Annotated in this window: 13 protein-coding genes; 8 read left to right on the forward strand and 5 right to left on the reverse strand. The window is 71.1% G+C overall.

The features are described from left to right. The first annotated feature begins 109 nt into the window (after positions 1–109). On the forward strand, positions 110–574 hold the full coding sequence (locus AB0F29_RS18995; RefSeq protein WP_361873421.1) for a VOC family protein: 465 nt from the start codon (positions 110–112) through the stop codon (positions 572–574). 763 nt (positions 575–1337) lie between these two features. Here AB0F29_RS18995 and AB0F29_RS19000 read toward each other — a convergent pair. Next, positions 1338–2561 carry a methyltransferase domain-containing protein gene (locus tag AB0F29_RS19000; RefSeq protein WP_361873423.1) on the reverse strand — a complete coding sequence of 408 codons (1224 nt, stop codon included), beginning with the start codon at positions 2559–2561 and terminating at the stop codon, positions 1338–1340. 161 nt (positions 2562–2722) lie between these two features. Here AB0F29_RS19000 and AB0F29_RS19005 point away from each other — a divergent pair, with 161 nt between their 5' ends. From AB0F29_RS19005 to groL, 3 genes are all read left to right on the forward strand, one after another. After that, positions 2723–3646, forward strand: a complete 924-nt coding sequence (locus tag AB0F29_RS19005; RefSeq protein WP_361873425.1) for a polysaccharide deacetylase family protein — start codon at positions 2723–2725, stop codon at positions 3644–3646. Positions 3647–3978: 332 nt separating this feature from the next. Next, a complete protein-coding gene (groES, locus tag AB0F29_RS19010) occupies positions 3979–4287 on the forward strand; it encodes a co-chaperone GroES (RefSeq protein ID WP_003966899.1) in 309 nt (102 codons plus the stop codon). Between the two features lie 98 nt (positions 4288–4385). Continuing rightward, a complete protein-coding gene (gene groL, locus AB0F29_RS19015) occupies positions 4386–6011 on the forward strand; it encodes a chaperonin GroEL (RefSeq protein WP_015610787.1) in 1626 nt (541 codons plus the stop codon). Between the two features lie 214 nt (positions 6012–6225). Here groL and AB0F29_RS19020 read toward each other — a convergent pair whose 3' ends face one another. From AB0F29_RS19020 to AB0F29_RS19030, 3 genes are all read right to left on the reverse strand, one after another. Then, complete coding sequence (locus AB0F29_RS19020) at positions 6226–6999, reverse strand: SDR family oxidoreductase (RefSeq protein WP_361873428.1); 774 nt, start codon at positions 6997–6999, stop codon at positions 6226–6228. 52 nt (positions 7000–7051) lie between these two features. Then, complete coding sequence (locus AB0F29_RS19025) at positions 7052–8635, reverse strand: PQQ-binding-like beta-propeller repeat protein (protein WP_361873429.1); 1584 nt, start codon at positions 8633–8635, stop codon at positions 7052–7054. Positions 8636–8877: 242 nt separating this feature from the next. Next, positions 8878–9546, reverse strand: a complete 669-nt coding sequence (locus tag AB0F29_RS19030) for an MOSC domain-containing protein (RefSeq protein WP_361873431.1) — start codon at positions 9544–9546, stop codon at positions 8878–8880. Positions 9547–9626: 80 nt separating this feature from the next. Here AB0F29_RS19030 and AB0F29_RS19035 point away from each other — a divergent pair, with 80 nt between their 5' ends. Continuing rightward, positions 9627–10517, forward strand: coding sequence for a LysR family transcriptional regulator (locus AB0F29_RS19035; RefSeq protein WP_018960263.1), 891 nt, complete (start codon positions 9627–9629; stop codon positions 10515–10517). 163 nt (positions 10518–10680) lie between these two features. On the opposite strand, the gene AB0F29_RS19040 is transcribed toward AB0F29_RS19035, so the two are convergent. Next, the gene (locus AB0F29_RS19040; RefSeq protein ID WP_361873433.1) at positions 10681–11010 is read right to left on the reverse strand and encodes a WhiB family transcriptional regulator; all 330 of its coding nucleotides are present in this window, start codon (positions 11008–11010) and stop codon (positions 10681–10683) included. A 453-nt stretch (positions 11011–11463) separates the two neighbouring features. Between AB0F29_RS19040 and AB0F29_RS19045 the strand changes: the two genes are divergently transcribed. The 3 genes from AB0F29_RS19045 (at position 11464) to guaB (ending at position 14570) form a co-directional block, all read left to right on the forward strand. After that, the gene (locus AB0F29_RS19045) at positions 11464–12075 is read left to right on the forward strand and encodes a response regulator transcription factor (protein ID WP_003948568.1); all 612 of its coding nucleotides are present in this window, start codon (positions 11464–11466) and stop codon (positions 12073–12075) included. A 279-nt stretch (positions 12076–12354) separates the two neighbouring features. Further along, positions 12355–12930, forward strand: coding sequence for a sigma-70 family RNA polymerase sigma factor (locus tag AB0F29_RS19050; RefSeq protein ID WP_018960265.1), 576 nt, complete (start codon positions 12355–12357; stop codon positions 12928–12930). Positions 12931–13067: 137 nt separating this feature from the next. Further along, positions 13068–14570, forward strand: a complete 1503-nt coding sequence (gene guaB / locus AB0F29_RS19055) for an IMP dehydrogenase (RefSeq protein ID WP_361873435.1) — start codon at positions 13068–13070, stop codon at positions 14568–14570. The last annotated feature ends 26 nt before the right edge of the window (positions 14571–14596 follow it).

Below are 14596 nucleotides of genomic sequence, written 5' to 3' on the forward strand. Positions count from 1 at the left end.
GGCCGGGGCGGGGCGTGTCCGATGAGTTCGGGCGGCGGACCAGGTCTACCTTCCACGACGTCCGGACCTTCCGGTCCGGACGTGTGGACGGCCCGACGAGGAGAAGATCATGCAGAAGATCACGCCCTGTCTCTGGTACGACGGCAAGGCCGAGGAGGCGGCCGAGCACTACGTCGCGATCTTCGGCGGGGACTCCCGCGTCCTGGACGTCACCCACTACGGCGAGTCCGCCCCGGGCGAGACGGGTTCCGTGCTCACCGTCGAGTTCCGGCTCGCGGGCCAGGACTACATGGGGCTCAACGGAGGGCCTCAGTTCCCCTTCACCGAGGCGATCTCGCTCTCCGTGGACTGCGCCGACCAGGCCGAGGTGGACCGGTTCTGGGACGCGCTCTCCGAAGGCGGCGAAGAAGGCCAGTGCGGCTGGCTCAAGGACAAGTACGGGGTCTCCTGGCAGATCGTGCCGAACGAGCTGCCGCGCCTGCTGGCCGACCCGGACCCGGCGAAGGCGGACCGGACCATGAAGGCGATGCTCGGCATGGGCAAGCTGGACATCCAGGCGCTGCGCGACGCCTGAACGGGCGTGCGGCCGAAGGAGCTCGGGCCGGTAGGGGGTCGCGGGAGCTGGAGCCGGCGCGCGGCCGTGAGGGCCCGGACGAACGCGTGCACGGACCCCCGTGGCCCGGTCGGTAGTGTTCTGCGCATGCCACGCCGTGCCCCTCTTCCGCCGCCTCCGCCGCCTGCCGAGATCCGCTCCTGGCCCGACCGTGAGGCGCTGCTCGCCGACCGGGCGGTGGTCCTGGGTGAGCTGGTGAGGATGCACGTGGGTCCCGGGCGGCTCGGGCTGCTGTGGATGTGGGCGGGGCTCGTCGCGATCGGCTGGGCCCTGGTGGGCTCCGGGATCGTCCTGTTCGAGCGGGCGGCCGACCTGGTCGACTTCACCAGCGTCGTCGGCGGAATCGTCAGCCTGCTCAGCGGCGCGACGGTGCTGATCCCGGCCGTCATCTTCTTCTGCCTCGGCGTCGCGCGGGACCGGAAGGTCCGTTCGCTGCTCGCCGCCTGGGGCGCGCTGGACCGGGACCCGGAGCGCGACCGGCGGCTGCGGATGCCCGGGACGAGCCTCGCCTGGCTGCTCCTGTCCTTCGTCCTGGGCGCGGTGGGGCTCGCCCTCTGTGTGCTCGGACCCGCGAACGCGCGGCCCGGCCGGGAGACGTACGGGCTGGTCGCCCTCGTGATGGGCGTCGGCATGGTCGCCTGGCTGACCGCGCTGACCGGCGCGGTCACGGCCCTGGCGCACCGCCGCTGGGTGGTGGGCGTCCTGATGGGACCCGCCGGGCGGGTCAGCCCAGCGGATGGCCGATCAGCATCGTCGGAGCCCCCGCCACCCGGGTCAGGAACACCGTCGCCGCGTGCGGACCGCTCAGCTTCATCCGGCGACGCAGCTCCTCCGGCTCGACCGCCGAGCCGCGCTTCTTGACGGTCAGTACGCCGACCTCCCGCTCCCGCAGCAGCGCCTTCAGCTTCTTCATGTTGAACGGCAGCCGGTCGGTGATCTCGTACCCGGAGACGTACGGGGAGGAGTAGCGCGTGTCGCTCGTGACGTACGCGATCGTCTCGTCCACCAGCCGCCCGCCGCACCGCTCGACGATGTCGGCGACCAGATGCGCCCGGATCACCGCGCCGTCCGGCTCGTACAGATAGCGCCCGACCGGGCCCACGGGCGGGGCGGGCAGGGGGGCCGGGGCGGTCAGGGTCGCCCCGGAGGGCAGCAGCGTGGCCCGGAACGCGCCGGGCGCGAAGCCTTCCCCGTACCAGAGCACCGCCTCCTTCACGTCGCCGCCGTCCGAGATCCACTCGGCCTCCGCCTCCGGGCCGATCGCCTCGTGCGGAACGCCCGGGGCGATCTTCAAGGCCGCCCTCGGGGCCTTCAGCGCGGCGGCCGCCGCCCAGGACAGCGGCGGTGAGTACGCCTCCGGATCGAAGATGCGGCCGCGTCCGCCGCGCCTGGCCGGGTCCACGAATACCGCGTCGTACGGGGCGGTGTCGATCTCCGTGACATCGGCGCACCGCACCTCGATCAGCCCCTCCAGGCCGAGCGCCTCCGCGTTGGCGCGGGCCACCTCGGCGGTCAACGGGTCGCGGTCCACGGCCAGGACGGAGATCCCGGCGCGGGCCAGGGCGAGGGCGTCGCCGCCGATGCCGCAGCACAGGTCGGCCACGCTCCGCACGCCGAGCCCGGCGAACCGGGCGGCGCGGTGGGCGGCGACCGAGGTGCGGGTGGCCTGTTCGACCCCGTTGGGCGTGAAGTACATCCGGTAGGCGTCCTCGGCCCCGAACTTGGCCACCGCCCGCTGCCGCAGCCGGGCCTGGCCCAGGGCCGCCGAGACCAGCTCCGCCGGGTGCGTGCGGCGCAGCCGGGTCGCGGCGGCCAGCTCGTCGGCGGGGTCGTGGTCGCGCAGCTCGGCCAGCAGCTGCTCGCCCTCGGGGGTGCGCAGCGCCGCGAAGGCGGCGCGGGCGGGGTCGTCGTCCGGGGCGGAGGGGGTCGTCGCGTTCACCCGGTCCATTGTGGCCGCTGCGCCGGGTGCCGCTGCCCGCGCCGCCGGAGGTCGCTGTGGGCCGGCCGGGGGACGGCGCCGACCCGCTCGCGGTGTCGGGGCGGGGGGCGGGCTGACGGCTGGCAGGATGCGGCGCCATGCAGCTAGTACGACAAAACGAAAAAACAGCCATGAAGTGGCACAGGTCGGGTGCCGTCGTGCTGGCGGCCCTGCTGGCCGCCGCCGTCGCCTCCGGGTGCGCGGCGGAGACGGGCGGCGGTGGCCCGGGAACTCCCGGCGGCCCCGCGAAGCCCGCCGCCGGCCAGCCGGGCGAGGCCGCTCCGGAGGCCGGGCCCGCCCGTGCCCTGGACACCTACGCCGAGGCGCTCAGGAAGAAGCAGGCGGCGCGGGCCGTCGCCGCGAAGAAGTGGGGACTGGCCAGGACCCCGCTCGCGCCCCCCGAGCCGCCGAAGGTGAAGCCGCGCATCACCACCCGCGAGGGCTTCGAGGTCCGGGACGACGCCGGGCTGCCGCCCGTCTTCACCACCGTCCCGACCAAGGAGAAGATCGTCTTCCTGACGATGGACGACGGGGCGGAGAAGGACCCCGAGCTGCTGCGGATGATGACCGAACTGGATATCCCGTACAGCGCGTTCGTCAGCGACTACGTCATCAACGACGACTACGGCTACTTCAAGAAGATGCAGAAGCGCGGGGTGACGATCAGCAACCACACGCTCAACCACCGCTATCTGCCCGGTCTCTCCGCCGACGAGCAGAAGCGGGAGATCTGCGGCCAGCAGGAGAAGATCCTCAAGCACTACGGGAAGCGGCCCACCCTCTTCCGCCCGCCCTACGGCAACTACAACCGCGACACCCTCGTCGTCGCCAAGTCCTGCGGGATCACCGCCGTGCCCCTGTGGTCCTCCGAGGCCTTCCCCGACCACATGGAATGGCGCGAGTGGGACCGGGACCTGCACCCCGGCGACATCGTCCTCACCCACTTCCGGGGCAAGGAGGACTGGAAGGGGTCGATGCCCGACATGATCCGCCAGGTCATGAAGACCATCACCGACAAGGGATACGCGGTGGCGAAGCTGGAGGACTACGTCTGACCCGCGTCCTTCCCCGCACCCGGCCGTGAACGCGCGCTCAGCCCCCGCTGTGCGCGCGTTCGCCGTTGCCGGAACGTCACGCACCACCCCGACGTTGTCCGGACGGTGACCCGACAGGGCCCCGATCGGGACGGCGCGAGGGTGGTGAATTGGCACTCCGCTTGACCGAGTGCTAATCGCGGTCATAGTCTCGGTGCTGGCACTCCCCCCTGGAGAGTGCCAGCACCACCTTGCGCGACAGGGCAGGTCCGGCACCCGCGACGACGGGCCGGTCAGGTCGCCGCCCACAGACTGTTAAACCCCGTGAGATCTCCGAAGGGGGAGACCGGATCGTGTCGACCACCAGCTCCAAGGTTGCGATCAAGCCGCTCGAGGACCGCATTGTGGTCCAGCCGCTCGACGCCGAGCAGACCACGGCTTCCGGCCTGGTCATTCCGGACACCGCGAAGGAGAAGCCCCAGGAGGGCGTCGTCCTCGCGGTGGGCCCGGGCCGCTTCGAGAACGGCGAGCGACTTCCGCTCGACGTCAAGACCGGCGACGTCGTCCTGTACAGCAAGTACGGCGGCACCGAGGTGAAGTACAACGGCGAGGAGTACCTCGTCCTCTCGGCCCGCGACGTTCTCGCGATCGTCGAGAAGTAATTCACCCACGTTTGCTTGTGTTCTGCGCCCCTGGCCCCCTGCGAAATAACTAGCCGGGCGGCGAGGGGCGCAGTTCATTTTGAGAGGGAACACAGCCCATGGCGAAGATTCTGAAGTTCGACGAGGACGCCCGTCGCGCCCTTGAGCGCGGCGTCAACAAGCTTGCCGACACGGTCAAGGTGACGATCGGCCCCAAGGGCCGCAACGTCGTCATCGACAAGAAGTTCGGCGCTCCCACCATCACCAACGACGGTGTCACCATCGCGCGCGAGGTCGAGCTCGACGACCCGTACGAGAACCTGGGCGCCCAGCTCGTCAAGGAGGTGGCGACCAAGACCAACGACGTAGCGGGTGACGGCACCACCACCGCGACCGTGCTGGCCCAGGCGCTCGTCCGCGAGGGCCTGCGCAACGTCGCCGCCGGCGCCTCCCCGGCCGCCCTGAAGAAGGGCATCGACGCCGCGGTCAAGGCCGTGTCCGAGGAGCTCCTCGCGACCGCCCGCCCGATCGACGACAAGTCCGACATCGCCGCCGTGGCCGCGCTCTCCGCGCAGGACACCCAGGTCGGCGAGCTCATCGCGGACGCGATGGACAAGGTCGGCAAGGACGGTGTCATCACCGTCGAGGAGTCCAACACCTTCGGTCTGGACCTGGAGTTCACCGAGGGCATGGCCTTCGACAAGGGCTACCTGTCCCCGTACATGGTCTCCGACCAGGAGCGTATGGAGGCCGTCCTCGACGACCCGTACATCCTGATCCACCAGGGCAAGATCGGCTCCATCCAGGAGCTGCTCCCGCTCCTGGAGAAGGTCATCCAGGCCGGCGCCTCCAAGCCGCTCCTGATCATCGCCGAGGACGTCGAGGGCGAGGCGCTCTCCACCCTCGTCGTCAACAAGATCCGTGGCACCTTCAACGCCGTCGCGGTGAAGGCCCCGGGCTTCGGCGACCGCCGCAAGGCCATGCTCGGTGACATCGCCACCCTCACCGGTGCGACCGTCATCGCCGAGGAGGTCGGCCTCAAGCTCGACGGCGCCGGTCTCGACGTGCTGGGCACCGCCCGCCGCGTCACCGTCTCCAAGGACGACACGACCATCGTCGACGGCGGGGGCAACTCCGACGACGTCAAGGGCCGCGTCAACCAGATCAAGGCCGAGATCGAGTCCACGGACTCCGACTGGGACCGCGAGAAGCTCCAGGAGCGCCTCGCGAAGCTGGCCGGCGGCGTGTGCGTCATCCGTGTCGGCGCCGCCACCGAGGTGGAGCTCAAGGAGAAGAAGCACCGCCTCGAGGACGCCATCTCGGCGACCCGCGCCGCCGTCGAGGAGGGCATCGTCTCCGGCGGTGGCTCCGCCCTCGTCCACGCGGTGAAGGTCCTGGAGGGCAACCTCGGCAAGACCGGCGACGAGGCCACCGGTGTCGCGGTCGTCCGCCGCGCCGCCGTCGAGCCGCTGCGCTGGATCGCCGAGAACGCCGGCCTGGAGGGTTACGTCATCACCTCCAAGGTCTCCGAGCTCGACAAGGGCCAGGGCTTCAACGCCGCCACCGGCGAGTACGGCGACCTGGTCAAGGCCGGCGTCATCGACCCGGTCAAGGTCACCCGCTCCGCCCTGGAGAACGCCGCGTCCATCGCGTCGCTGCTGCTCACGACCGAGACCCTGGTCGTCGAGAAGCCGGCCGAGGACGAGGGCGACGCCGGTCACGGCGGCCACGGCCACTCCCACTAGTACGGCCCGTACCGTTCGGTAGGCCGTCCGGTAAGCCGTTCGGTAAGCCCGAGGCCCGGCACCCCCGTCGCGGGGGCGCCGGGCCTCGGTGCGTTCCTCGCGGCGAGCCGTGCGCCGGACGCGGGAGGGGCGGAACCGCTCCCGTACGGCACACCCGTACCGCATCCGTACGCCGCACAGCAGCGGGGTGCTGCGCAACGGCGGACCGTACGTGCTACTGCGGACCGTACTTGCGCCCCGTCCGCGACGTGACCCCGCCGAGCAGGCCCCGCGGGGCGACCTTCACCAGCCCCATCAGCGCCTTGTAGCGCGGGTCCGGGATCGACACCGTCTTCCCCCGGGCCAGATCCGTCAGCGCGGACGCCACCAGCTTGTCCGCGTCGAGCCACATCCAGTTCGGGATGTTGTCCGTGCCCATCCCGGCCCGCTCGTGGAACTCCGTCCGCACGAACCCGGGGCACAGCACCATCAGCCGCACCCCCGACCCGGCCAGATCCCGCGCCGCGCCCTGGGTGAACTGCACGACCCACGCCTTGGACGCCCCGTACGTACCGCGCGGCACGAACGCCGCGACCGACGCCACGTTGACGACCCCGCCCCGGCCCCGCTCCCTCATCCCGGTGACAGCCGCCGAGGTCAGCCGCAGCACCGCCTCGCAGTGCACCTTCAGCATCGTCAGCTCGTCGGCCATGGACACCTCCAGGAAGCGCCCCTTGTTGCCGAACCCCGCGTTGTTGACCAGCAGGTCGACCGGGTGCGTGCGGTCCGCGAGACGCTTCTCCACCGCTTCGATCCCGCCCTCCGTGGACAGGTCGGCGCTCAGCACCTCGGCCTCGATGCCGTGCCGGTCGTGCAGTTCGGTGGCCTGCTCGCGCAGCCGCGCGATGTCCCGTGCCACCAGCACCAGGTTGTGCCCCTGGGCCGCGAGCCGCCGCGCGAACGCGGCCCCGATGCCCGCCGTCGCGCCCGTGATCAGTGCAGTCGTCATACGCGGCACGTTAGTGCCCCTCACGACCGGGCGGCGTACCCGCCCGCTGCGTCTAAGGCGCGGCAGGGGCGAAGGACAGCATGCGGGCCTCGCGCACGGGCTTCCGGTCCTCGTCGCCGCTCACGTGCGTCGACGTCAGGACGAGCCGTCCGCCGACGAGGGCCGTGTGCCCCATGGACATCTCGTACTCCCACGGCGCGGTCGCCACCGGGTGCTTCACGACGTTCGTCTCCGTGCCGGCGCCGCGCGGGCCCATGAGGAAGGTCCGGCCGGGCCGGCTCGACGTGGCCGCCTCGTAGATCAGCATCGACTTGCCGTCCTCCGCGCGCAGCGGGTACAGCCTGCGCAGCTCATCGGACTTGATGCCCCACAGGAACTTCCCGGTCTTCAGGTCGTACGCGCCGACCTGTTCGGTGCCGCCCAGCATGATGAGGCCCTTGCCGACCCCGGCGCCCCGGCAGGGCTGGATGTTTCCGCCGGCCCCGTCCCCGCCGCAGTGCTCGAAGCCCTTGGCACGGGCGTCGAAGGTGGTGCGGTGCTTGCCCTTGGGGTCCAGGACCGTGATCCGCCAGTCCCTCGCGGTGTCCTCGTTGTTGTAGGTGGTGAAGACGACCGGGTCCATGGAGATCAGGCTTCCGAAGCTCCAGCCGGTCTTCATCCGGTAGCGCCACAGGACCTTGCCGGTACGCGGGTCGAGCTCGCGGAGCTGGCCGTAGTTCTTGCTCCGGTCGATGGCGATCATGCAGTTGGAGCTGACCAGCAGCCGGGCGACGCCGCCCGCCACGTCGTCGGGGACGCACTTGTTCTTGTGCTCCCGGGGGATCTCGTAGAGCTTGCTCCCGTCGTCCATCCGGTAGGTGATGGCCTGCATGTTCCGGGCGACGGACAGGACGTCGCCGCTGATGGCGCTGTAGACGATGAACGTGTTGTCCCGGTCACCGGGCTCGTCGAGCTCCTTGTGCCAGCCCTGCTTCCCGGTCTTCAGATCGATCATCCTCATCTGGTTGCACTGGTTGCCCCGCTCGTTGTCCGGCCTCTCGTGATGGAAGACCACGACCTTGCCGTCGGGTGTCGGGTTGGCCGGTGTCTCGCAGACGGAGGAGGGCAGGTCGACGTTCCAGACCTCGGCGCCGTCCGAGAGCCGGTAGGCCGTGACCTTCCGGTGCAGGGCCTGGACCGCGGTGTCGCCGACGATCCACAGATCGTGGACCTTGTTGATCTGCTTCGGCAGGTCGGTCCTGTCGTCCACGATCCACGCCGCCGACTCGTCCGGCTTCCGGGCGGCGGCGACCTCCTTCGTCGTCGGAATGCGGCTCAGCTCCGGGCCGCCCGCCGCAGGGGTACCGGATGGGGACGCCGGCCCGGAGGGCCCGGGCGACTCCTTCGCCACAGGCTTCGCGGGCTCCTCCCGCCACTGGTCGGAGAGCGCGTACGCCCCTCCCGCCACGACCACCAGCACCAGTGCGACGACCGCGGCGACGACCGGCCCCCGGCCGGACCGGCGACGCGGCGGCGGTGCCGGCACGGTCGGCGGCCCGAACCCCTGGGGCGCGCCGCCCTCCGAGGCGTACGGGTTGCCGGGAACGGGCTGCTGCGGCGGGCCCGGGGAGTACCAGGGCTGCTGCGGGTCGGGCATGGTCTTCCCCCTGAGACGCCACTCGGCTCGAAGACTTCTCCTCGGGCACAGGTCACTGATGGTGGACGCGCCGCACACCGATCCAGTTCCCGCCGCAACGTCCTCGGACCACGCGGCGGATGACGCCACGTCACCGGACCGCCGCTTCCCCCGCACCGGACGGCCGCTTCCCCCGCACCGGACGGCCGCTTCCCCCGCACCGGACGGCCGCCTCCCTCCGTACGGGACCGTCCGCCCGGCCCTCAGCCCTGCCGCGCTGCGTACTCCCGAGCCTTGCGCAGCGCCTCGGGATGCAGCGCCTCCCCGGCGGCCAGCAGCGCGGGCAGCAGGGTGCGTTCGGTCGTCACCGCCCGGAACTGCAGGGCGGCGGTGACCTCGTGGTCCGGCCGGTGCACGATCTCGACAGGGTCCCCGGCGCGGACGGCGCCCGGCTCGATCACCCGCAGATACGCGCCGGTGGCGCCCTGCTGGGTGAACCGCCGGACCCACCCCCGCTCCCCGAGGTGGTGGGCGAAGGTCCGGCACGGGATGCGGCCGGAGGTCACCTCCAGCACCAGGTCCGTGCCCACCCGCCAGCGCTCGCCGATCCGCGCGCCGCTGACGTCGAGGCCCAGGGTCGTGAAGTTCTCGCCGAACACCCCATTGGTCAGCTTCCGGCCGCCCAGCTCCCGCTCCCAGGCGTCCAGTTCCTCCCGTGCGAAGGCGTACACCGCCTGGTCGCTGCCGCCGTGATGACGCGGGTCGCACACCGCGTCCCCGGCCAGTCCGCTGCCGCCGCGGCCCTTGGGCCCGGGGTCGCGGACCTCGACCGGGCCCTCCGCCGGTCGCTTGTCGATCCCGGTGAGGCCACCCGGGCCGTCGGTCCGCACGGAGGGGCGAGGTTGCCCGATGTTCACGGTCAGCAGCTTCATGGGGTCACGCTAACCGTCTTGATCCCAAAGCGTCCTCTCGTGAATTCGCCCAGCCTCCAAGAATTTCTTATGCTGACTGGGTGATCGAAGCTCGCCACCTCCGTGTCCTGCGTGCCGTGTCCACCACCGGCTCGTTCTCCGCCGCAGCCCGCGAACTCGGCTGCACCCAGCCGGCCGTCAGCCAGCAGATGAAGGCCCTGGAGTCCTCCGCGGGCACCACGCTGCTGATCCGTACCGGACGCGAGATGCGCCTCACCCAGGCCGGCGAGGCGCTGGTACGGCACGCCTCCGGCATCCTCGCGGGTCTGACCGCCGCCGAGGAGGAGGTCGCCGCCATCGCCGGACTGCGGGCCGGCCGGGTCCGGCTGGTCTCCTTTCCCAGCGGCAGCTCCACCCTGGTCCCGGGGGCGCTGGCCGCCCTGCGCGCCGAACACCCCGGCACCCGGGTGTCGCTCGTCGAGGCCGAGCCGCCGCGCTCGGTGGACCTGCTGCGCGAGGGCGACTGCGACATCGCCCTGGCGTTCCGTTACGGAAGCACCGGCGGCGAATGGGACGACCTGGTGGTCCGGCCGCTGCTCACCGACCGGCTGATCGGCCTCGTCCCGGAGGGGCACCGGCTGGCGGAGGCGTCGAGCGTGTCCATCGGCGAGCTGGCAGACGAGTCGTGGATCGCGGGCTGTCCGCGCTGCCGCCGGCAGCTGGTCGAGGTCTGCGAGGAATCCGGCTTCACCCCGCGCATCGACTTCGCCACGGACGACTACCCGGCGGTGATGGGGCTCGTCGGGGCCGGGCTCGGGGTGGCGGTGCTGCCGGAGCTGGCCGTCGAGTCGGTACGCCCCAAGGGGGCCAGGGCCGTGCCGGTCGAGCCCGCGATCGAGCGGGAGATCGTGGCGCTGACCCTGCCGGACCTGGCCCGGGTCCCGGCGGTGGCGGCCACCCTGGACCAGCTGGCGCGCACGGCCGCCCGCTGAGACCGCACGGGGCCGCGCCCGCTGAGACCGCACGGAGCCGCGGCGCCCGCCGGGCCCGCGGCCCACGGACGGTGAGGGATCCGGCCCCGCTGCGGCTGGTCGCGCGCCGGATGGCTGAAGGTGCCGAAGAAACGTTTCTGCGTTCGGTTGCCGCGTACGGGTGTCAGGGGGTGCCGGGGCCCGGTCCGGCAGCGGGCGCCGCGGTGATCAGCCGGGTTCTGGCCCGGCCCATCAGCTCTTCGCGCTCGTCCTCCGTCAGGCCGCCCCACACTCCGTAGGGCTCTCGCACGGCCAGGGCGTGGGCCGCGCACTCGGCACGTACAGGGCAGCGCATGCAGACCTCCTTGGCGGAGGTCTCGCGGGCACTACGGGCCGCACCGCGCTCACCCTCGGGGTGGAAGAACAGGGAGCTGTCCACGCCTCGGCAGGCGGCGAGCAGCTGCCAGTCCCACAGGTCGGCGTTGGGTCCGGGAAGGCGGGAGAAATCTGCCATTGCTTGTCCCCTCGGAGCTGTGCTGCGTCGGAAGCGGCATCCTCGACCGTCTGTGATCGACGGCCTCTGACGCTCGGACCGTCGGTGATCGGTGTGACCGAAGTCTCGACCGTACATCTGCGGTGCTAGTAGATGTAAATATGACTGATTGCGAATCTAGCCACAGACACCCTCAAAAGGGAAGAAATGGTGCCAAATAGGGCATGCCAACGAGTGAAGATTCGGTTGACGGGTGAATCACCCGCGCCGCTCTCCTCCGTATACGGCCCTTCACGTAGAGTGCCGAACCCGGCCGCCCGACCCGTAACTCTTTCGAGTGACCGTCGTTAAGAGAGCGGATGCGGTTGACGGATATCCGGCTCGGGCACATGTCCGAGGGGGTCAACCGCACAGGTGACGACTTGTATCAGCCTGGAGGCTCAAGGTGACGCGCATCAGCTGCGGAGGACGGTCATGACATCCGTCCTCGTCTGCGACGACTCCCCGCTTGCCCGAGAAGCGCTCCGTCGCGCGGTGGCCACCGTGCCCGGCGTCGAGCGCGTGACGACGGCGGCCAACGGCGAGGAAGTCCTCCGCCGCTGGGGTGCCGATCGTTCGGATCTGATTCTGATGGACGTACGCATGCCCGGTCTGGGAGGTGTGGAGACCGTCCGGCGACTGCTCTCCGCCGACCCCGGGGCCCGGATCATCATGCTGACCGTCGCCGAGGACCTGGACGGCGTCGCGCTCGCGGTCGCCGCCGGGGCCCGCGGGTATCTGCACAAGGACGCCTCGCGCGCCGAGCTGCGGGCCACCGTCACCCAGGCGCTGGCCGATCCGACGTGGCGGCTCGCCCCGCGCCGACTGCGGTCCGCCGAGATGGGGGCGGCGCCCACCCTCACCGCGCGGGAGATCCAGGTCCTCGAAGGGATGAGCCACGGCCGCTCCAACGCGGAGATCGGCCGTGAGCTCTTTCTCTCCGAGGACACGGTCAAGACCCACGCCCGGCGCCTGTTCAAGAAGCTCGGGGCCTCCGACCGGGCCCATGCGGTGGCCCTCGGATTCCGCTGGGGTCTGGTCCGCTGACGACCGGCCCGGGCCGCGCCCCGTCCGCAGACCGGCGGACGGGGTCACGGAGCGGGCCATCGGCTCCACACCCCGTATCCGGGCGCCCGCCCAGCGGCGCCATGTGACGCTTCCCGGCCGATGACGCATCCTTGAGTCGTGGAGTTCCTCAGGAACGATTCGGTCGAGCGGAAGGGGAGGGCGCAGGACATGACATCCGGCGCACCCGCTCATAACGCTTCGGTGCACAACTCGGGACGCGGTGGAGCGGACCCGGTGGCCTCAGGGCACCATGGTCCGATGCGCGATGACGAAACCACGGTGATCGGTGCCCTCGTGCACCGGGCCGTCGACGGTGACGCGCAGGCCACCCATGATCTGCTGGCCCATGTACACCCCCTCGCCCTGCGCTACTGCCGCTCCCGGCTGAACCGCCTTCCCGGTGATGCTCGCCACTTCGTGGAGGACCTGGCGCAGGAGGTCTGCGTCGCGGTGCTGATGGCGCTGCCGCGCTACAAGGACACCGGAAGGCCCTTCGAGGCCTTCGTCTTCGCGATCGCCGGGCACAAGGTCGCCGACCTCCAGCGCGCCGCGATGCGTCACCCGGGGTCGACCGCCGTCCCCTCCGACGAGATGCCGGAGCGGCCCGACGACTCCCTCGGCCCGGAGGAGCGCGCCCTGCTCAGCAGCGACGCCGCCTGGGCCAAGAAGCTCCTCGCCAACCTCCCGGACAACCAGCGCGAGCTGCTGGTCCTGCGCGTCGCGGTCGGGCTGACCGCGGAGGAGACCGGCCAGATGCTCGGGATGTCCCCGGGCGCGGTCCGGGTCGCCCAGCACCGCGCGCTCAGCCGGCTCCGGGCGCTCGCCGAGCAGTAGGCACCCCCGCCGGCCCCCGCCGGAGGCGCTGTAGGAAGCTACAGATCAGCCAAGTGATCTTGATCGTGGAATGAGACGCCCGTGGAGCCCGTTAGCATGGACATCCGCACCGATCAAGGCCATTTGGGGAAGGTGTCATGACTGCAAACGTCGACGGAGTGCCCGAGAAGTTCGCGACGCTCGGGCTGACCTACGACGACGTGCTGCTGTTGCCCGGCGCGTCCGAGGTCCTGCCCAACGCGGTCGACACCTCGTCGCTCATCTCGCGCAACGTACGGGTGAACATCCCCCTGCTGTCGGCCGCCATGGACAAGGTGACCGAGGCACGGATGGCCATCGCCATGGCCCGGCAGGGCGGCGTCGGCGTGCTGCACCGCAATCTCTCGATCGAGGACCAGGTCAACCAGGTCGACCTGGTCAAGCGCTCCGAGTCGGGCATGGTCACCGACCCGATCACCGTGCACCCCGACGCCACGCTCGGCGAGGCGGACGCGCTCTGCGCGAAGTTCCGCATCAGCGGCGTGCCGGTCACCGACCCGGCGGGCAAGCTCCTCGGCATCGTCACCAACCGCGACATGGCCTTCGAGTCGGACCGGTCGCGCCAGGTGCGCGAGGTCATGACGCCGATGCCGCTCGTCACCGGGCGGGTCGGGATCTCCGGCGTGGAGGCCATGGAGCTGCTGCGCCGCCACAAGATCGAGAAGCTGCCGCTGGTCGACGAGGCGGGCATCCTCAAGGGCCTCATCACGGTCAAGGACTTCAAGAAGGCCGAGCAGTACCCGAACGCCGCCAAGGACGCCGAAGGCCGTCTGCTGGTCGGCGCGGCCGTCGGCGCCAGCCCCGAGGCGCTGGACCGCGCGCAGGCCCTCGCGGCCGCCGGGGTCGACTTCCTGATCGTCGACACCTCGCACGGACACAACAGCAACGCCCTCGACTGGATGGCGAAGATCAAGTCGAGCGTCGGCGTCGACGTCATCGGCGGCAACGTCGCCACCCGCGACGGCGCCCAGGCCCTGATCGACGCCGGAGTCGACGGCGTGAAGGTCGGCGTCGGCCCGGGCTCGATCTGTACCACCCGCGTGGTCGCCGGCATCGGCGTCCCGCAGGTCACGGCGATCTACGAGGCCGCGCTCGCCGCCCGTGCCGCGGGCGTCCCGGTGATCGGCGACGGCGGCCTCCAGTACAGCGGCGACATCGGCAAGGCGCTGGCCGCCGGCGCGGACAGCGTGATGCTGGGCAGCCTCCTCGCCGGCTGCGAGGAGTCCCCGGGCGAGCTGATGTTCATCAACGGCAAGCAGTTCAAGTCGTACCGCGGCATGGGCTCGCTCGGCGCGATGCAGTCCCGCGGACAGGGCCGGTCCTACTCCAAGGACCGCTACTTCCAGGCCGAGGTGTCATCGGACGACAAGCTCGTCCCCGAGGGCATCGAGGGCCAGGTGCCCTACCGCGGCCCGCTGGCCAACGTCCTCCACCAGCTCGTCGGCGGCCTCCGCCAGACCATGGGCTACGTCGGCGCCGCGTCCGTCGACCAGATGGAGAGCAAGGGCCGGTTCGTCCGGATCACCTCGGCGGGGCTCAAGGAGAGCCACCCGCACGACATCCAGATGACGGTCGAAGCACCGAACTACAGCAGGAAGTAACGCATCAGCGCAGGTGAGGGGCGGAC

The organism is Streptomyces sp. NPDC026589, assembly GCF_040638385.1.
Taxonomy (GTDB): domain Bacteria; phylum Actinomycetota; class Actinomycetes; order Streptomycetales; family Streptomycetaceae; genus Streptomyces.